Below are 18100 nucleotides of genomic sequence, written 5' to 3'. Positions count from 1 at the left end.
AAACTGCCTACCACGATTGCGAAGCAACCCTAACGATGGCAAACCGGTCGAACCGGCGTCGGCAAACCCCTCAAGCGTCCAAGTGCGCGAAGCACGTAGAAGCGATTGGGAGCCGGCGCGCGAATAGCCCATCATGGCCCTGCATCGAAACGATGCTGTATCCAGAGGCCGAATATACGTGTGCAGTCGGCACGGGCGCCAAAGCGAAGGAAGCTTCCCAACGAGGAGGAGTCCATATACGGACGCAGAGCGTCCATTGAGGCATTCCCACGCAGAGCGTGGGAACGATCGGCTACACGCAGCTAGGGTTTAACCTTACGCCCCGCCATATGCTTCAAATACCCCACCAACAAATCCAGATCCCCCGCCGGCAATACCTGCTCGGAAAACGCCGGCATCTTCGCCTGTGGCCACTGACGCAAACTCTGCGGATCGCGAATGTAACGCTTGAGGAAGTCCGCCCCGAAATACTCGGTAGGGTTGTACGGAATATTCAGGTCCGGCCCGAACTGCGCATCCCCCGCGCCATTGAGTCGATGGCAGGCCAGGCAATTCTTCTGGAACAGCGCAAACCCCTGGTTCACCGGATCGTCCGCCTTCAATGCCGGATCCGGCAGCAGGGCAGGGAAGCGCTGGGCCACCGGCGCCATGCGCTTGATGCTGGCGACTTCGAACGGCCATTGTTCGGGGCTGATATTGCCGGCCTGGGGATCGGTCCAGACCAGATAAAACGGCCCGGCGCTGTGCTTGCCTTCCAACAGCGGTGGCCATGGATTGGCCGGGTCTTCAATGGCCAGCCAGGCTTGCGCCCCTTTGGCATTGAGCAACGGTCCTGCCGCCAGTTCAGCGGCAAAACCGTCCAGGGCCACGGCTTGCAGGTGATCGTCAGGCTGGATGCCAGTCAACAACGCCGCCAACGGCACCGCTTGATAGCGCATGTCGCGTTTGTAGGAAACGTCATTGCTGATGCTGATGGTCTGAACCTGAGGGTGCTTGAGCAACTCCTCGGTCTGCCAGGTGCGACTGCTCGCGCCCAGCTCGAGGTTCAGCTGTGCGGCATACAGGGGCGTGCCGAACAGCAAGGCCCCAACCAGAATAAGTGCTTTCAAGTGATCGCCGTCCATGTCGTGGAAGTGCCGCAAAGGTTGGCACACCCACGCTGGCCCGGGTAGCGAGCCAGTCACATTTTTTAATCAGACGATGTAAATCCCTGGCGCTGTTTCAGCCAATGACCTTGGTCAGGTTCGGCAAAATCAACAACAGCGTAGTGGCGAATAGGATGAGTCCGGCTTGACGTACTTTCGAATGTTTGAACATGGCTGACCGCCTTTTTTTGTTATTTCCTGATGCCTGCCTGCATATCTCCATGACGGCAAAGCGCTGAACTTCCTGTAGGACGAGTGCCTCGGCAAAACCCGACGACAACTTCGTACATGTTCACCTTAGAGCCCGCGTCACGCTTGGTTTAGATCCATTTCGTATGGTGTAAAGGCTAAAAGCTATTAAAAAGGCATGAGGCCTATTGCCAGCTGCTTTGGCGCCCGTTGGCTAGACAGCTTCGTCACCTGAAACGGTTAATCCGATGGCCGATGACCGTCCGTCTGAGCGTGACCGTCAACGTCCGTGAGCATTGCGGTCATTGAATCCGGCGCTGCTCGGCATAAGGTGAGAACTCAGCATTTCACCGCACAGGTTCGAGGACCACATGACCGAAGCTTTGATTTTCGACGCGTTACGCACGCCCCGTGGCAAGGGCAAGGCCGATGGCGCGTTGCACAGCGTCAAACCGGTGAGCCTGGTGGCCGGCTTGCTGAGGGCGTTGCAGCAGCGCACATCGCTGGACACCAGCCAGGTCGATGACGTGGTGCTCGGCTGCGTCACGCCGATCGGCGATCAAGGCTCCGACATCGCCAAAACCGCGACGCAGGTCGCCGATTGGGATGTCAGCGTCGCCGGTCTGCAGATCAATCGCTTCTGCGCTTCGGGCCTGGAGGCGGTGAACCTCGGCGCGATGAAAGTCCGTTCCGGCTTCGAAGACCTGGTGGTGGTCGGCGGCGTCGAGTCCATGTCCCGCGTGCCGATGGGCAGCGATGGCGGTGCCTGGGCGCTCGACCCGGAAACCAATCTGCACAACCACTTCACCCCGCAAGGCGTCGGCGCCGACCTGATCGCGACGATTGAAGGCTTTAGCCGTCAGGACGTCGATGCCTACGCGCTGCATTCCCAGCAAAAAGCCGCGCGAGCCCGGGCGGACGGTTCGTTCAATAAGTCGCTGGTGCCGGTGCAGGACCAGAACGGCATCATCCTGCTCGATCACGATGAGTTCATCCGCGCCGAGTCGACGATGGAAGGCTTGGGTAAGCTCAAGCCGAGTTTCGAAATGATGGGGCAAATGGGCTTCGACGCCACCGCGCTGCGGGTCTACAGCCACGTGGAGCGGATCAACCATGTGCACACGCCGGGCAACAGTTCCGGGATCGTCGACGGCGCGGCGCTGATGCTGATCGGTTCCGAAGCACGCGGTCGGGCGCTGGGCTTGCAGCCGCGGGCGCGGATCGTCGCCACAGCGGTCACCAGCACCGACCCGACCATCATGCTCACCGGCCCGGCGCCGGCCACCCGCAAGGCCTTGGCCAAGGCCGGGTTGCGGGTCGAAGATATCGATTTGTTCGAGGTCAACGAAGCCTTCGCTTCGGTGGTGCTCAAGTTCATCAAGGACATGGCCATCGACCCGGACAAGGTCAACGTCAACGGCGGCTCGATCGCCATGGGTCACCCGTTGGGCGCCACCGGTTGCGCGATCCTCGGCACCCTGCTCGATGAACTGGAAACCCGGCGCTTGCGCTATGGCCTCGCGACCTTGTGTGTCGGCGGCGGCATGGGCATTGCCACCATCATCGAACGCCTCTGAGTCCCGACTTCAAGGAAATTTCTTCATGACTGAAGCCATTCGTTACGAAAAAGGCCAGGACCGGATTGTCGTCCTGACCATCGACATGCCGGGCCAGAGCGCCAACACCATGAACGCGGTGTACCGCGAGGCCATGGCAGCCCGCGTCGCCCAATTGGTGGCGGAAAAGGACAGCATCGCCGGCGTCATCATCACCTCGGCCAAGAAGACTTTCTTTGCCGGCGGCGATCTCAATGAACTGATCAAGGTCGGCAAACCCGAAGCCAAAGCGTTCTACGACATGGTGCTGACGTTGAAGGGGCAGCTGCGCACCCTGGAAACCCTCGGCAAGCCGGTGGTCGCCGCGATTAACGGTGCAGCATTGGGCGGCGGCTGGGAAATCTGCCTGGCTTGCCATCACCGCGTGGCGCTGGACAATCCGTCGGTGCAACTCGGCCTGCCGGAAGTCACCCTCGGTCTGTTGCCGGGGGGCGGCGGGGTGGTGCGCATGGTGCGTATGCTGGGCCTGGAAAAGGCCTTGCCGTATTTGCTCGAAGGCAAGAAGGTCCGGCCGCAACAGGCGTTGCAGGCCGGTTTGATCGATGAGCTGGCGGCGGATCCTGATGAGCTGCTGGCCAAGGCACGGGCGTGGATCATTGCCAATCCGGCGGCGGTGCAGCGTTGGGATGTGAAGGGTTATCAGATCCCCGGCGGTACGCCGTCGAATCCGAAAGTCGCGCAAATGCTGGCCATCGCGCCGTCGATCCTGCGCGCCAAAACCCAGGGCTGCCTGCCCGCGCCGGAGAAAATCCTCTGCGCGGCGGTGGAAGGCGCCCAGGTGGATTTCGACACGGCACACTTGATCGAGACCCGTTACTTCACGGAGTTGACCACCGGGCAGGTGTCGAAAAACCTGATCGGCACGTTCTGGTTTCAACTGAACGAGATCAATGCCGGTGGCTCGCGGCCACAGGGTTTTGCGCCGTATGTCACGCGCCGGGTCGGTGTGCTGGGGGCGGGGATGATGGGCGCGGGGATCGCTTTCGTCAGCGCCTCGGCGGGCATCGACGTGGTGCTCAAGGACATCAACCTCGCGGCGGCGGAGAAGGGCAAGGCGCATTCGGCGGCACTGCTGGACAAGAAGGTTGCCCGTGGCCAGTTGAGCGCTGAGCAGCGCGATGCGGTGCTGGCGCGGATTCACACCACCGAAAGCGATGCCGATCTGGCGGGCTGCGACCTGATCATTGAAGCGGTGTTTGAAGATCGCGACCTGAAAGCCAAAGTCTCTGCTGCCGCACAGAAAGTCGTTGGTGCGGACGCGGTGATTGCCTCTAACACCTCGACCTTGCCGATCAGCGGCCTCGCCACCGCGGTGCCGGACCAGAGCAAGTTCATTGGCCTGCATTTCTTCAGTCCCGTAGAGAAAATGGCCTTGGTGGAAATCATCAAAGGCACGAACACCAGTAACGAAACCCTGGCCCGTGGTTTCGATTTCGTCCTGCAAATCAAGAAAACCCCGATTGTGGTCAACGACAGTCGCGGCTTCTTCACCTCGCGGGTGTTCGGCACTTTCACCAACGAAAGCATCGCCATGCTCGGCGAAGGCGTGAGCGCGCCGATGATCGAGACCGAAGCGCGCAAGGCCGGGATGCCGATCGGTCCGTTGGCCATTTCTGACGAAGTTTCCCTCAGCCTGATGAGCCACATCCGTCAGCAAACGGCCAAAGACCTACAAGCAGAAGGGAAGCCGCTGATTGAGCACCCGGCGTTCGCCGTGATTGACTTGCTGCTCAATGAATACAAGCGTCCGGGCAAGGCCGCAGGAGGCGGTTTCTATGATTACCCGGCCGGTGGCCAGAAACATCTGTGGCCGGAGCTGAAAACCCGTTTCGAGAAAGCCGACGGGCAGATTTCACCGAAGGATGTGCGTGATCGCCTGCTTTTCGTACAAGCCATCGAAACCGTGCGTTGCGTGGAGGAGGGCGTGCTGACCTCGACGGCGGATGCCAACGTCGGCTCGATCTTCGGGATTGGCTTCGCGGCCTGGACCGGCGGCGCGCTGCAATTTATCAATCAATATGGCGTGAAAGACTTTGTCGCCCGCGCCCAATACCTGGCCGAGCAGTACGGCGAACGCTTTGCTCCACCGGCGCTACTGTTGGAAAAAGCCGCCAAAGGGGAGGCGTTCTAAGGGGCCGATGACGCACTTCGGGGCTTGCCTTGCCACCACGTTTCAAGGCAGGCTCTGAGGTGTGCATTATTCCCATCACGTGTCAGGTATTTTTTATGTCGTTACGCATCTGCATTCTGGAAACCGACATCCTGCGTCCGGAACTGGTCGATCAATATCAGGGTTACGGGCAGATGTTCCAGCGTCTGTTTTCGCAACAACCCATCGAAGCCGAGTTCTGCGTCTACAACGTGATGCAGGGCGAATATCCCGGCGATGAGCTGACCTTCGACGCTTACCTGATCACCGGCAGCAAGGCCGATTCCTTCGGCACCGACCCGTGGATCGAAACCCTCAGGACCTACCTGCTCAAGCGCTACGAGCGCGGCGACAAACTGCTGGGCGTGTGCTTTGGTCATCAGTTGTTGGCGTTGCTGCTGGGCGGCAAGAGCGAGCGCGCAACCCAGGGCTGGGGCGTGGGCATCCACAACTACAAACTCGCCGCCAAGGCGCCTTGGATGAGCCCGGTGCGGGAAGAGTTGACGTTGCTGATCAGTCACCAGGATCAGGTGACCGCACTGCCGGAAAACGCCACGGTGATTGCCTCGAGCGATTTCTGCCCGTTCGCCGCGTACCACATCAACGACCAGGTGCTGTGCTTTCAGGGGCATCCGGAGTTCATTCACGACTACTCACGGGCGCTGCTGGAGATTCGCCAGGAAGCGTTGGGTGAGCAGGTGTATTCCAAAGGCGTGGCGAGTCTTGAGCATGAGCATCACGGCACAACCGTTGCGGAGTGGATGATGCGGTTTGTGGCGCATAAGCCTGCTGCGGTTTAAACGCCGAAAAGCTTCGCGGGCAAGCCTCGCTCCTACAGATCACGCTGACCTGTAGGAGCGAGGCTTGCCCGCGAATGTCACAGACGACTCGGTACTGGCTACAGCCATCCAGACTTCTTGAAACTCGCCCACAAACTCACACACCCCACGGCAATAAATCCCATCACCGCAAAATACCCGTAGTGCCAGCTCAACTCCGGCATGTTCTGGAAGTTCATCCCGTAGATCCCGGCCACCGCTGTCGGGAACGCCAGAATCGCCGCCCATGCTGCGAACTTGCGCTGCACCACGCTCTGGCGTGACGCCTCCAGCAACACCCCGACCTCAATGGTCTGGCTGGCAATATCCGCCAGGGTTGTCAGGTCTTCCATCTGCCGCGTGACGTGGATCTGCACATCGCGGAAATACGGACGCATGTTCTTGTCGATGAACGGGAAGCTCAGCTTCTGCAACTCTTCACCAATCTCCACCATCGGCGCCGCATACCGGCGCAAACGCAGCACGTCGCGGCGCAGGCTGTGGAGCTTCTGGATGTCGTGCTCATTGAGCGCGCTGCACAAGACGTTGCGTTCCAGCTCATCGATTTCAGCATGGATCGCTTCGCCCACCGGCTGGTAGTTTTCGATCACGAAATCGAGGATGGCATAGAGGACGAAATCTTCCCCGTGCTCCAACAACAACGGACGCGCCTCACAACGCTGACGGACATGGGCGTAGGACGCCGAGTGACCGTTGCGGGCGGTGATGATGTAACCCTTGCCGGCAAAGATGTGCGTCTCGATGAACTCCAGTTTGCCTTCATGGCGGATCGGCGAGTACGTGACGATAAACAGCGCATCGCCGAAGGTTTCGAGCTTCGGTCGACTGTGTTTTTCCAGGGCGTCTTCGATGGCCAGTTCGTGCAGGTTGAACTGGCGTTGCAGGTTGGTCAGCTCCTGGGCGTTGGGCTCTTCGAGACCGATCCACACAAAGTGCCCGGTCTTGGCGGCCCAGGCTGCGCCTTCATCGAGCGTGATATTGGTGATTTTTTTACCGGCGCTATAAACCGCAGCAGCAACAACTCTACCCATGATGGTGGTTCACTTCTTATCAATACGAATTGGCAGTGACAGGCAGTGTCCAGCTTAGCCTGCTGCTTGTAGAGATTCAGTGAAATCTGCGGAGTTCACGGGCAAGCGTTTCGCAGGCAAAAGAAAACCCGCACAGGGCGGGTTTCTGTTCAGGCAGCTTGCAGTTGCCGGTCCATCGCGGCGATGCACTCGCGCATCTGCTCGCGGCACTGGGCGATCAGCAGCGGCATATCGTCCATGCTCAATCCGGCGGTAGGAATCGCCGGCAGCGAGCGGATCAGAATTTTCCCACTGCGCCAGCGGTTCAGTCGCATGTGCTTGACGTAACTGCTGACACACACCGGTACGATCGGCACTCCGGCGGCAATCGCCATCTGGAACGCGCCTTTCTTGAACGGCAGCAAGTCCTCACCGAGGTTGCGCGTGCCTTCCGGGAACACCCAGATCGAGGTGTCTTCATGCTGCAAGGTATGGGTGGTGGTGAGCATCGACTGGCGCGCCTTGTGCGCATTGCCTCGGTCGATCAACACATTGCCTGCCAGCCAGAACAACTGGCCAAACAGCGGCACCCATTTCAGGCTCTTTTTGCCGATACACACGGTGCGGCGGGGCACCACGTTGCCGAACACAAACAGATCGTAGTTGGATTGATGGTTGGCGATGATCACGCAGCTGTCGGGCTTGTCCATCAACGGACCGACGTCAGTCTTCACCCGCAGGCGCAAAATACACATCGCTGGCCAGGCATACAGGCGCGCGCATAAACGGCTGTTGTCCGGGTTGAACGGTCGGCACAGACCCAGAATCACCCCCAGCACACCGGCCAGAATAAAGTGCAGGCCCATCAATAACATACGAAACACAAACAGCATTTACAGGCCCCACCGGGACAAAAGGTGGCGCAGTGTACGGATGTGCACTGTTTTCGGCAATTGCCACTATAGAGGCGGGAGATAGGCGATGTTTAAGCGCATGTTTCAGACTTGTGGGTCAGACGCGGCCTAGAGCGGTTGCAGACTTTTCAACAGAGCGCGTACGAAAAAGCCCGACATGACGGTCGGGCTTTTCGTTGCAGCAGGAATGGGCTTAACCCAGATGTTCCTGATCCTGGATGATCGCGTTGTCCAGCGTCTCCAGCAGTGCCTTGCGCACTTTCAGCTTGGTGTTCTTGTGCGCGGTCATGTTGATCTTCTTCAACTGGCGCGCCGCTGCCAGCGCTGCACCTTGCAGTTCCTCGGCCGATACCACCGCATCGAGGAAACCGGCAGCAATCGCGCTCTGCGGGTTGAACATCTCGCCATTGATCACCGAACGATGCAGCGCTGCGTTGCTCAAGCGATCACGGGCCAGCTCGATCCCGGCGTGGTGCATGGTCATGCCGATCTGCACTTCGTTCAGGCCAATGCTGAACGGGCCGTCGACCCCAATGCGGTAATCCGCCGACAACAACAGGAACGCACCCTTGGCCACCGCATGCCCAGGGCACGCCACGATCACCGGGAACGGGTGCGACAACAGGCGACGCGCCAGGGTCGAACCGGCCGTCACCAACGCCACGGCTTCTTTAGGGCCGGCGGTCATCACCTTCAAATCGTAACCGCCCGACAGAATCCCGGGCGTACCGGTAATGATCACCACTGCGCGATCAGTCACCGCCTGATCCAGCGCAACGTTAAACGCCGCAATTACGTCCGGGGAAATGGCGTTTACCTTGCCATTGCTCAACGTCAGGGTCGCGATACCGTCTTCGAGGTGGTAGGAAATCAACTCACTCATGACGCTATTCCTTGTATGAAAGTTGAGGCAGACGTTACCCACCGCGGCAAGCCAGGTAAAGCGCCGTGACTGACCCGCCGGTCACCCTTTCCCCGCCCGCCAAGCGTAGCCGGCCGCACCAGCCGTGCATTCCCCTCTATATAGAAGAGGGCGCGACGCCGGAGATTGGCAGGTTTGCCATACCCCGGAACCCGCCGCAGCGCCCGAATCGCTAACCGCATGAAAATTCTGAAAAAAATATTTGCCATCGGAAAAGCTTTCGACTACATTAGCGCGCCTCGACAGACAGAACATGTTTGAAGAGATACGGTGAAGTGTCCGAGTGGCTTAAGGAGCACGCCTGGAAAGTGTGTATACAAGAAATTGTATCGAGAGTTCGAATCTCTCCTTCACCGCCAAATTCGATGTAACCAGAACCCCTGATTTCGAAAGAAGTCAGGGGTTTTGTGGTTTCTGGCGTTCAAAAACACCAGGCGGCTTCTTAACAAAACCCCGGCCATGTGCCGGTTTTTTTGCTGAGCGCGGGAAGACTCAAGAAAACGGGCCGCCCTCAGGTAGTAAGTCGCCATTCCCACGAGACAGCCTGCGAGCTTCCAGGAGATGACCCCGCGGCCATCGAGGCGCCATCCTATAGCTGTAGCATCTGGAAATATTTCCCGCCCCGCACGCTGTCAATTTGCCAGCGCATGCTATATTGACGCGCTTTTTGCAGCTGGGCCCAAGCCCTGTTTTTGGTTTCACAACTGTTCTGATTTGCCCCACAACAAGGATGTAACACGTGCGAAAGGGAGATGCGCTTGGGCTGGATCAACGAATTCTCTTTTTTCTGTGCGTTTACCTGGCCTGAACCTGGCTTGCCTGGGATAGCTTTGAAGGTGCGCGTTTTACAATGAAAAAAGTTTACTTGATCAGTAACGTCAAGCAAGGCGGAAAAACCTATCTTGAGTACTTGCGGCCAGCGCTGAATGCCCTTCGCAGTCATTACGACTGTGTGGTACTTCAAACCAACAATGTGGGTATCAGCAGAGTCGAAGCGGAACAGCTTCTGAATCATCCTGTTGAAGAAGTTACCCTGGATTTTATCGTGAAGATAAAGTCGCACGTCGTTATCTCTAATGATGGCTGGGTCGCGCGAATACTGGATGATTCAAACTTTGCTATTTTCATTGCCCATGGCAATGTCGGTATGCCGGCCAAGGATCAATACTATTTTTCTGAGTTGCTGAGTTATTGGGATGCGATTGTTTCCTCATCCCGATCGATTTCCGACCTGGTCAAAACGGGTCTGCAACTTTACCGACCTGACAGGCACGCGGGCCTAGCGGGCAATGCAACGAAAACGTTGCGCTCGGAATTCCGTAAAACCAATATCATCTCTGTATTACCGGTCAAGATCCCCAAATCGTTCAAGGCGGCTCCTGACATTCAGCGGGTGCCCGATAAATGCGTCGTGGGCCTTCTGCCAACCCAGGTTGGTATATGCCCGAGCGGCGCTTCCCTGTATGAAAATATGGGGGTAGTGATTAACAGCATAAAATCCCAGATCCCCCATGCGCAATTTATCTTGCGCCCTTATATGACTGACTTCACACGCCCGTATGTCAGCGAAGTATGCGAGCAGCTTTCTCAGTATCCATGGATCACAATAGATACGACTAAAGGAAGCAGTCAGGATTTCTATCAGCAATGTGACAAACTCATCACTGACGCCTCAAGTGGTGGTGTTTCGTTCATGCTGAATACATGCAAACTGCCGATTTATTATGTTCCGGAAACCCACGAGAGCCACCCCATTGTTACGGCGTGGCTGGAGCAAATGCAGAGTCTGTTGCCAATCGCCAGAAGTGGTGACGATCTGAAAGATCTGATACTGGGTTTAGACCTGATTACGCCTGAGCAAAGTTACGCTATTTATAAGAAATTTTATGAATCCGAGTACGGCGAGCGCGAACATCCGGATGAGGTGTTCCTGGATCTGGTTCAGCAACAGCATGACTCTGATTTCCGCTGCTTTGTAATCGATGCCTGGGGAAAGGCCAGCGAATTCGAAGCTCAAACGAGCTCGCTGCAACTGTCATGAATCCCAAGCAATTGACGTTTCTAAATGGCCAAAGAGTCGGATGGATATGAAAGATGACGTTTGCGGGCAGGTGGTCTGGATTACCGGCCTGTCAGGTGCGGGCAAGTCGACGTTGGCCCAGGCGTTTGTAGACGGGCTTCGAAGTCATGGCCACTCGGTTGTCCTGCTGGACGGCGATGAACTGCGCGATGTTTTCGGGGCAACTGCTGCCAATACGAAAAACCACGGGCGGGAGGGGCGATTGGCCCTGGCCCTGCAATACGCCCATCTGTGCCGGGTCATCGCGGCGCAAGGGCACACCGTTGTGATCGCAACGATTTCGCTGTTCAGCGAAGTTCATGCCTGGAACCGCACCCATCTACCGGGTTATTTCGAAGTGTATTTGAAGGTGCCCGTGGCGGAACTGCGTCGTCGGGACCCCAAGGGAATCTATCGCCGGTTCGATGCCGGCGAGTTGGACAATGTCGCGGGTCTCGATTTACCGATTGATGAGCCGGACGCGGCAGATTGGGTGGTGGAGTTTGATCCTGACCGCTCCATACAAACGTTGACCGATAACTTGCTTCACCATTTTTTGAAAAGGAAGTTGGTATGAAAACCGAATGGGATTACTCCACCCTGGCCGACGCTTATCTGAAGCGTCCTGACTACGCCAATGCCGCCATTGACGCGATGCTGTCGATTGCCGGTGCCGAACAAGGCGACACGTTTTGCGACGTCGGCGCAGGCGTTGCGCACCTGACCTTGATGCTTGCTGCGCGTGGTCTGGACGTTGTGGCCGTGGAGCCGAATGATGCGATGCGAGCCAATGGCATCAAGCGTACCGCTGACTTGACCAACGTCCGTTGGCATGAAGGCACCGGCGAAGCGACCGGGCAAACTGACCAAGCATTCGACATGGTCACCTTTGGCAGTTCCTTCAATGTTTGCGACCGCCAGCAGGCACTCAAGGAAACCGCGCGCATCCTCAAGCCTCGGGGCTGGTTCGCCTGCATGTGGAACCATCGGTATCTTGAAGATCCTATCCAGGCCCGGATCGAAGCCATCATCAAGGATCGGGTCCAGGGTTACGGCTACGGTACTCGCCGTGAAGATCAAACCGCCGTCATCGACGCCAGTGCCTTGTTCGGCCCGGTTGTTCACCTGGATGCGCGGGTCACTCACGAACAGACCATCGAAGAGTGCCTGGAAGCCTGGCGTTCCCATGCGACGCTGGAGCGCCAGGCTGGCGCGAAATTCCACGAAGTGATCAGTGCCATTGATGACTATCTGAGAAGCCTTGATACGGCCTCGATCCAGATTCCGTACTCGACCAATATCTGGGTTGCTCAGCTGAGATAAGCCGATGTCGCTGCAATTCTCGACCAAGGCCGGCACATTGCTCAGCCTTCAGGAGCGACTCAGGTCCGCTCGCATCGCGCCCTTGTTGTCATTCACCGTGAAGGAATGGCAACAAGGGCGGCACGCCTGTTTTCGTGACGTTCGGGGAGGGTTGGGAGACGGGCCGTGGATCGTGCGTTCCAGCTGTCTGCGCGAAGATGGCGCGCAGGCATCTGGCGCCGGGGCTTATCTTTCGATCCCCGATGTCATTGAAGCGGACCTGGAGTCGGCGATTGAGCGGGTGATTGCCAGTTATGGCGATGCACATCCGTCGGACGAGGTGCTGATTCAGCCGATGTTGGGAAATGTACTTCGCTCCGGTGTCGCCTTTTCCCACGACCCGAATACCTGTGCGCCGTATCGGGTGGTGAACTGGTCTGAAGGCACTGACACCGCTTCGGTCACTGGCGGCATGGGCGGTCGGTTGTGGCAGCAGGCGGCGCGCAGCGAAGTGCCGCCACCGCCGAGCCTGGCCCCGCTTATGCTCTTGCTCGCCGAACTGCTGGCGTTGTTCGATAACGCACCCATCGATTGCGAGTTTGCGGTCACACGCGAGGCCGAGGGCGAAGTCCTGTGGCTGTTACAAGTGCGGCCATTGATTCTACCCAACCCTGCCGAATCCGAGGCTGACCAGGCTGCTCGCCTGGACAGCATTCAGCGCAAGGTGGCGCGGGGCATGCAACCGCACCCATTCCTGATGGGGCAGCGCACGGTCTATGGCGTGATGCCGGACTGGAACCCGGCCGAGATTATCGGTATCCGACCCCGGCCGCTTGCGCTCTCGCTGTACCGGGACCTGGTGACTGACTCGATCTGGGCTTACCAGCGCCATAACTATGGCTACCGCAACTTGCGCAGCTTTCCGCTGATGCCGCATTTTTTCGGGCTGCCGTACATTGATGTGCGCTTGTCGTTCAACTCGTTTATTCCGGCAGACCTCGACGAGGGGCTGGCAGGGCGGCTGGTTGATCACTACATCGATCGCCTGCTGGCCGAACCGACGCTGCACGATAAGGTCGAGTTCGAGATTGTGTTCTCGTGCTACACACTGGACTTGTCCCAGCGTCTGGAGCGTCTGGCCAGTGCCGGTTTCCAGGACCACGAACTGGAAGCCATCAGCAGCAGTTTGCGCAAGCTGACCAACCGTATCGTCCATCCCAAGGACGGCTTGTGGCGCGCCGATGCCAATAAACTCGACATCCTCAATGAGCGACGCGAAGCGTTGCTGGCGTCCAATGCCGATCCCCTGGAACGGATCTACTGGTTGCTGGAGGATGCCAAGCGCTACGGCACCCTGCCATTTGCCGGTCTGGCGCGTGCTGGCTTCGTCGCCGTGCAGATGCTCAAATCCTTGGTGACCGTGGGCGTTTTCTCCCAGGCTGACTACGATTGCTTCATGGCGGGTGTCTCGACCGTCAGCGGTCAGTTGGCCCGTGACCGGGCAATCCTCGACAAGTCGACGTTCCTGGCGCGTTACGGTCATTTGCGCCCGGGCACCTACGACATCCTGTCGCCCCGTTACGATGAAGCACCGGAGCTGTATTTCGATTGGTCCCAGCGACCCGCCGCTCCGGAACCGTTAAAACCCTTTTCGCTGACCCTCCCGCAGATGCGTGCCATCGTGAAGCAATTGGAAGAGCACGGCTTGCAGCCCGATCCGGTCGGTTTGCTGGACTTCATGCAAGCGGGCATCGAGCTGCGCGAACTGGCCAAATTCCATTTCACCCGCAATTTGTCGGATGCCCTGGCATTGATTGCCGAAGTGGGCGCCCAGCATGGCATCAGTCGTGAAGACATCGCCTATTGCGACATCAGCGCCTTTAAGGAGCTGCACATAGCGGCTGTCGATCCGAAGGATGTGTTGTTGCGCAGCATCGAGCAGGGCAAGGCGCGCTACGCAGAAACCCTCAAGGTATCGCTGCCACCGGTGATTACCTGCCCTGAGGATGTCTGGTCCTTCGAATGGCCGGAAACCGCGCCCAACTTCATCACCCAGAAACAGGTGACCGCCCCCGTGGTGGGCAGTGATGACCGGGATAAGCTGACCGGGGCGATTGTCTGCATCCCCAATGCGGACCCGGGGTTTGACTGGTTGTTCGCCTACCCGATCGCCGGGTTGATCACGGCTTTCGGCGGCGCCAACTCGCACATGGCGATTCGCGCCGGCGAGCTTGGCCTGCCCGCCGTCATCGGTGCCGGTGAAGTGCTCTATCGTCGCTGGTCGACGGCACAGCGCCTGCACCTGGACTGTCCCGGCCGCTGGGTGGAGGTATTGGCGTGAAAGTCATCGCCGTCAGCCAGCGAGTGGACGTGTTGCCCGAGCGTGGCGAAAGCCGTGATGCGCTGGACCAGCGGCTGATTGATTTTCTACGGGCCGCCGGTTATTTGCCGTTGCCGGTGCCTAACGGTTTGGAGGGTGACCTGGAAGGCTGGTTGAGCGCGGTTTCGCCCCAGGCCATTGTGCTTTCGGGTGGCAATGACATCGGCCAGTGTCCGGCACGGGACCGGACCGAAAGCCGATTGCTTGACCATGCACGGGCTCACGGCCTGCCAGTACTCGGCATTTGCCGGGGCATGCAGATGATCGCGCACTGGTCGGGTGGTGTGCTCAAACCGGTGACCGGTCATGTGCGAACCCGGCATCAACTGTCGGGGCAGATTGTTGCCGAGGTGAACAGTTATCACGGTTTGGCGCTTGCCGGGTGTCCCCATGGATTCGAGGTCCAGGCGCGCAGTGAAGATGGGGAAATCGAAGCCATTCGCCACCTCAGTCTGCCGTGGGCAGGCTGGATGTGGCATCCGGAGCGAGAAAGCGTTTTTGCAGCGCACGATGTTGATCGGCTGAAGCAGCTGTTCGGTGAATGAAGCGTCTTTATCTGAGGTAGAACGGTTGTGAAAGCCATTATCCTGGCTGCCGGACGTGGCAGCCGCATGAAAAGCCTCACGGATGAGCGTCCCAAATGCATGGTCGAGTTGCGGGGCAAGACACTCCTGGAGTGGCAACTTGAGGCGCTGCGCGGTGCCGGCATCAGCGAGATCGCTATCGTGACGGGCTACAAGCGCGAGTTGTTGGCCAATCAGGGATTGGTCGAGTTTCATAACCCGCGCTGGGCGGACACCAACATGGTGTCGTCGCTGGCCTGTGCTGAGGCATGGTTGGAACAGGAACCGTGCATCGTCAGCTATTCCGACATCTTCTATAGTCCCGTCGCGGTGCAGTCGTTGATGACCTGCAAGGCTTCCCTGGCGGTGACCTATGACCCGAACTGGCTGGCGCTGTGGACTGAGCGATTTGGTGATCCTTTGCTCGATGCCGAAACCTTTCGCCTGACGGATGCCGGCACCCTGGCGGAAATCGGCAATAAACCCACATCAGTCGATGATATCCAGGGCCAATACATGGGGCTCTTGCGCTTCACGCCTGAAGGCTGGGCAGACGTCGTTCGGTTGCGCTCGGCGTTGACCCCCGAACAGTGCGACAAAGTGCACATGACCCACACGCTGCAGCAAGTGATCGGGGCGGGACGGGTGGCGATCCACGCCGTTGCGTACACAGGCGAGTGGGGCGAGGTGGACTCCGCTGAAGATCTGTTTGTGTATCAATAATCGAGATGACCGGGGCAGGCGAATGGCGGTTCGCCTGTTATAACAGCCGAACCTTCGAACGGAATCGACGTTCAGGGCTTCCCCCCCGCATCGCGTCGGTAATTCCCGCGCCCAGCGACTGAATGGGCTTTTTTTAGCCCTCCATTTACCTGACGCCCACGTGTGTCTCGATGAAGAAGAAAACCCCATGATCACCACCACTACCCACACCATCGAAGGCCGGCAAATCACCGCCTACCTGGACATCGTCAGCGCCGAGTCGGTGCAGGGCGTCAACGTGATCCGCGACATGTTCGCCGGGATGCGCGATTTTTTCGGTGGGCGTTCGCAGACGTTGGAGCGGGCATTGAAGGAAGCGCGCATTCAAGCGACTGACGAGATCAAGGAGCGCGCGCAGGCGTTGCAGGCGGATGCGGTGGTGGGGCTCGATTTCGAGATCAGCATGCCGACCGGCAAGGGCGGGATGGTGGTGGTGTTTGTGACGGGCACGGCGGTGAAGCTGAGGTAAGCGTTTTGACGGGCCCGTGCGCTTGGTGAACGGGCCGGTTTCTGCTGTCGCTTGGTTTTTCACGTAGAACTTTTTACGTAGAAACAAGGGCATCGGCCTGCGGCGGGACAAGTGGGTATTTCTGTTTATTGCTGGACGTGTTTTGTAGGACGTCGGCACCGTCCATTCGTCGGGCATAGGGCAATCTGAATCACAAGTCCAGTAATGACCGGCTAGTCTCAAAAGCCTTGGTGGTCGATATTTTTCAGGCAAATAGGGCTTGCCGGTATCGACCCTGTTTTGAAAGGGGTGAAGAGATGGCGGATCCGTATATCGAAGACGACGGGGCTGAGTTTCCAATCAACAACTGTGTGCAGTGTGGCCAGACGGAGTATGTGGCTGGTTTTGGCGAGGATCAGGTCAAGACAGGCAAGATCAAATCGACGGCGCCTCGAGCGACGAGGTCGAAGTTTCTGCCCAAGGTGGCAGCGCCTTCCAGGAAGTAAGCGTGACTCACAGAGCAGACCCCGCCATTGAGCGGGGTTTTTCATTTCTCGCGGGTGGAGTTTCGAAATTTCCTACAGACGTCGTGGATTTTTCTTTCACAAAGTTTTCACAAGAACCTACGTAGTCTCAACTCATCCGTTAGAAAGCAATATTCCAGCCCGTTACCCCAGCGGGCTTTTTTTTGCCCGTCATAAAACCTTTTCCATAAATGCTGTCCAACCGTCGCCCATAGCGCGGTTGCGCCGGATTGTGTCTGGACTTTGCCTTCGCTAAAGCATTCAATTTCCGCCTTTTCGTTTCCCCCTATTTTTGAGGTTTTCGTCATGCGTTTAACACTGCCCGCTCTGGTTCTGGGGCTTTTGGTTGCTCAAGGTGCGATGGCTGCCGGTCAAGGTACTGCCGCGCTCGGCGGTGGTCTGGGTGGCGCGCTGGGTAATGTGATCGGCCAAAACATGGGCGGCAGCACTGGCGCGGCGATTGGTGCTGGCGTAGCGGGCGCGGCAGGCAGTGCCATTGCCGCTCCGAAGGGTAGCCGTACCAAAGCGGCCATCGGCGGTGGCGTCGGCGCGGCAGGTGGTTCGGTCATCGGCCACAGCCTGGGCGGCAAGACTGGTGCAACTATCGGCGCCGGGCTGGGTGGCGCCGCGGGTGGCGCGGTAGGTACCAATCTATCGAAAGGCCACAAGCGCCACTGATCCCGAGGATCAGTAAACGAAGCCCGGTGTGATGCCGGGCTTTTTCGTTTCTGAACGTTTTTTTTGGATACGCCTCCAATCTCCTACAAGCCCTATCCGTTAACAGGGTACTGTGGGAGCAAGTTGAGACCATTGTGCTCTCCAATACGGAAATTCTGAGGTTCATATCATGCGTTTGACATTGTCCACGTTGGTTTTGGGTCTTCTTGTCGCTCAGGGCGCCATGGCGGCCGGTGATGGCACCTCGGCAGTGGGTGGTGGCCTCGGTGGCGCGCTGGGTAACGTCGTCGGCCAGCAAATGGGCGGCAGCACCGGAGCTGCCATTGGCGCCGGTGTCGGCGGCGCCGCAGGCAGCGCGGTCGGCGCACCCAAGGGCAGCCGCACGGCAGCAGCGGTTGGCGGCGGCGTTGGCGCGGCGGGCGGTTCGGTGGTCGGCCATAGCCTGGGCGGCTCCACCGGCTCGACCATCGGCGCAGGCCTCGGCGGTGCGGCGGGTGGTGCGGTCGGCAACAACCTGGGCAGCGACAGCGGCAGCTCCCATTCCGGTGGCGGGCATAAACACAAGAATAAACACAGAAACAAACATCGCTAAGTCAGTCT

Annotated in this window: 17 protein-coding genes and 1 tRNA gene; 14 read left to right on the top strand and 4 right to left on the bottom strand. The window is 58.5% G+C overall.

The features are described 5' to 3' along the window. Positions 1 to 302: 302 nt before the first annotated feature. On the bottom strand, positions 303 to 1124 hold the full coding sequence (locus ACZ89E_RS13500) for a c-type cytochrome (RefSeq protein ID WP_476257054.1): 822 nt from the start codon (positions 1122 to 1124) through the stop codon (positions 303 to 305). Between the two features lie 581 nt (positions 1125 to 1705). Here ACZ89E_RS13500 and ACZ89E_RS13495 point away from each other — a divergent pair. From ACZ89E_RS13495 to ACZ89E_RS13485, 3 genes are all read left to right on the top strand, one after another. Continuing rightward, positions 1706 to 2911, top strand: a complete 1206-nt coding sequence (locus ACZ89E_RS13495) for an acetyl-CoA C-acetyltransferase (RefSeq protein WP_476255850.1) — start codon at positions 1706 to 1708, stop codon at positions 2909 to 2911. Between the two features lie 25 nt (positions 2912 to 2936). After that, the gene (locus ACZ89E_RS13490) at positions 2937 to 5081 is read left to right on the top strand and encodes a 3-hydroxyacyl-CoA dehydrogenase NAD-binding domain-containing protein (RefSeq protein ID WP_476255849.1); all 2145 of its coding nucleotides are present in this window, start codon (positions 2937 to 2939) and stop codon (positions 5079 to 5081) included. 95 nt (positions 5082 to 5176) lie between these two features. Next, positions 5177 to 5899, top strand: a complete 723-nt coding sequence (locus ACZ89E_RS13485) for an amidotransferase (RefSeq protein ID WP_463259845.1) — start codon at positions 5177 to 5179, stop codon at positions 5897 to 5899. Positions 5900 to 5997: 98 nt separating this feature from the next. Here ACZ89E_RS13485 and ACZ89E_RS13480 read toward each other — a convergent pair whose 3' ends face one another. The 3 genes from ACZ89E_RS13480 to ACZ89E_RS13470 form a co-directional block, all read right to left on the bottom strand. Next, complete coding sequence (locus tag ACZ89E_RS13480) at positions 5998 to 6969, bottom strand: magnesium and cobalt transport protein CorA (RefSeq protein ID WP_149656873.1); 972 nt, start codon at positions 6967 to 6969, stop codon at positions 5998 to 6000. Positions 6970 to 7118: 149 nt separating this feature from the next. Beyond that, entirely contained in the window at positions 7119 to 7841 is a 723-nt protein-coding gene (locus ACZ89E_RS13475) for a 1-acylglycerol-3-phosphate O-acyltransferase (protein WP_149656872.1), read from the bottom strand. Between the two features lie 214 nt (positions 7842 to 8055). Next, the gene (locus tag ACZ89E_RS13470; protein WP_149656871.1) at positions 8056 to 8745 is read right to left on the bottom strand and encodes a crotonase/enoyl-CoA hydratase family protein; all 690 of its coding nucleotides are present in this window, start codon (positions 8743 to 8745) and stop codon (positions 8056 to 8058) included. Positions 8746 to 9053: 308 nt separating this feature from the next. Here ACZ89E_RS13470 and ACZ89E_RS13465 point away from each other — a divergent pair. The 11 genes from ACZ89E_RS13465 to ACZ89E_RS13415 all read left to right on the top strand — a co-directional run bounded on the left by ACZ89E_RS13465 (position 9054) and on the right by ACZ89E_RS13415 (position 18092). Then, a tRNA-Ser gene (locus ACZ89E_RS13465) sits at positions 9054 to 9143 on the top strand. Between the two features lie 491 nt (positions 9144 to 9634). Next, positions 9635 to 10825 (top strand): hypothetical protein, encoded by a 1191-nt coding sequence (locus tag ACZ89E_RS13460; RefSeq protein ID WP_476255848.1) that lies wholly within the window; start codon positions 9635 to 9637, stop codon positions 10823 to 10825. 46 nt (positions 10826 to 10871) lie between these two features. Next, a complete protein-coding gene (locus ACZ89E_RS13455) occupies positions 10872 to 11420 on the top strand; it encodes an adenylyl-sulfate kinase (RefSeq protein WP_149656870.1) in 549 nt (182 codons plus the stop codon). Next, complete coding sequence (locus tag ACZ89E_RS13450) at positions 11417 to 12166, top strand: class I SAM-dependent methyltransferase (protein WP_476255847.1); 750 nt, start codon at positions 11417 to 11419, stop codon at positions 12164 to 12166. Before ACZ89E_RS13455 ends, ACZ89E_RS13450 begins: the two co-directional genes overlap by 4 nt. Positions 12167 to 12170: 4 nt before the next feature. Next, positions 12171 to 14486, top strand: coding sequence for a PEP-utilizing enzyme (locus tag ACZ89E_RS13445; protein WP_476255846.1), 2316 nt, complete (start codon positions 12171 to 12173; stop codon positions 14484 to 14486). Continuing rightward, positions 14483 to 15070, top strand: a complete 588-nt coding sequence (locus ACZ89E_RS13440; protein ID WP_149656867.1) for a gamma-glutamyl-gamma-aminobutyrate hydrolase family protein — start codon at positions 14483 to 14485, stop codon at positions 15068 to 15070. The genes ACZ89E_RS13445 and ACZ89E_RS13440 overlap by 4 nt, the downstream gene beginning before the upstream one ends. Positions 15071 to 15097: 27 nt before the next feature. After that, entirely contained in the window at positions 15098 to 15811 is a 714-nt protein-coding gene (locus tag ACZ89E_RS13435) for a phosphocholine cytidylyltransferase family protein (protein WP_476255845.1), read from the top strand. A 187-nt stretch (positions 15812 to 15998) separates the two neighbouring features. Then, on the top strand, positions 15999 to 16319 hold the full coding sequence (locus tag ACZ89E_RS13430; protein ID WP_476255844.1) for a YbjQ family protein: 321 nt from the start codon (positions 15999 to 16001) through the stop codon (positions 16317 to 16319). Positions 16320 to 16615: 296 nt separating this feature from the next. Next, positions 16616 to 16804: a hypothetical protein gene (locus ACZ89E_RS13425; RefSeq protein WP_123403202.1), complete on the top strand. Its 189-nt coding sequence runs from the start codon at positions 16616 to 16618 to the stop codon at positions 16802 to 16804. Between the two features lie 324 nt (positions 16805 to 17128). Continuing rightward, on the top strand, positions 17129 to 17500 hold the full coding sequence (locus tag ACZ89E_RS13420; RefSeq protein WP_463259851.1) for a bacteriocin: 372 nt from the start codon (positions 17129 to 17131) through the stop codon (positions 17498 to 17500). A 169-nt stretch (positions 17501 to 17669) separates the two neighbouring features. Continuing rightward, entirely contained in the window at positions 17670 to 18092 is a 423-nt protein-coding gene (locus ACZ89E_RS13415) for a hypothetical protein (protein ID WP_133836673.1), read from the top strand. Positions 18093 to 18100: the final 8 nt, after the last annotated feature.

The organism is Pseudomonas sp. TE3899, assembly GCF_056279105.1.
The sequence above is the reverse complement of the archived record's forward strand: the minus strand, read 5'-3'. Positions and strand labels throughout refer to the sequence as shown.

What these genes read in the sequence shown, in the direction of transcription:
- ACZ89E_RS13500 (WP_476257054.1), bottom strand. Translation starts at nt 1,124, where the DNA reads ATGGACGGCGATCACTTGAAAGCACTTATTCTGGTTGGGGCCTTGCTG.
- ACZ89E_RS13495 (WP_476255850.1), top strand. Translation starts at nt 1,706, where the DNA reads ATGACCGAAGCTTTGATTTTCGACGCGTTACGCACGCCCCGTGGCAAG.
- ACZ89E_RS13490 (WP_476255849.1), top strand. Translation starts at nt 2,937, where the DNA reads ATGACTGAAGCCATTCGTTACGAAAAAGGCCAGGACCGGATTGTCGTC.
- ACZ89E_RS13485 (WP_463259845.1), top strand. Translation starts at nt 5,177, where the DNA reads ATGTCGTTACGCATCTGCATTCTGGAAACCGACATCCTGCGTCCGGAA.
- ACZ89E_RS13480 (WP_149656873.1), bottom strand. Translation starts at nt 6,969, where the DNA reads ATGGGTAGAGTTGTTGCTGCTGCGGTTTATAGCGCCGGTAAAAAAATC.
- ACZ89E_RS13475 (WP_149656872.1), bottom strand. Translation starts at nt 7,841, where the DNA reads ATGCTGTTTGTGTTTCGTATGTTATTGATGGGCCTGCACTTTATTCTG.
- ACZ89E_RS13470 (WP_149656871.1), bottom strand. Translation starts at nt 8,745, where the DNA reads ATGAGTGAGTTGATTTCCTACCACCTCGAAGACGGTATCGCGACCCTG.
- ACZ89E_RS13460 (WP_476255848.1), top strand. Translation starts at nt 9,635, where the DNA reads ATGAAAAAAGTTTACTTGATCAGTAACGTCAAGCAAGGCGGAAAAACC.
- ACZ89E_RS13455 (WP_149656870.1), top strand. Translation starts at nt 10,872, where the DNA reads ATGAAAGATGACGTTTGCGGGCAGGTGGTCTGGATTACCGGCCTGTCA.
- ACZ89E_RS13450 (WP_476255847.1), top strand. Translation starts at nt 11,417, where the DNA reads ATGAAAACCGAATGGGATTACTCCACCCTGGCCGACGCTTATCTGAAG.
- ACZ89E_RS13445 (WP_476255846.1), top strand. Translation starts at nt 12,171, where the DNA reads ATGTCGCTGCAATTCTCGACCAAGGCCGGCACATTGCTCAGCCTTCAG.
- ACZ89E_RS13430 (WP_476255844.1), top strand. Translation starts at nt 15,999, where the DNA reads ATGATCACCACCACTACCCACACCATCGAAGGCCGGCAAATCACCGCC.
- ACZ89E_RS13425 (WP_123403202.1), top strand. Translation starts at nt 16,616, where the DNA reads ATGGCGGATCCGTATATCGAAGACGACGGGGCTGAGTTTCCAATCAAC.
- ACZ89E_RS13420 (WP_463259851.1), top strand. Translation starts at nt 17,129, where the DNA reads ATGCGTTTAACACTGCCCGCTCTGGTTCTGGGGCTTTTGGTTGCTCAA.
- ACZ89E_RS13415 (WP_133836673.1), top strand. Translation starts at nt 17,670, where the DNA reads ATGCGTTTGACATTGTCCACGTTGGTTTTGGGTCTTCTTGTCGCTCAG.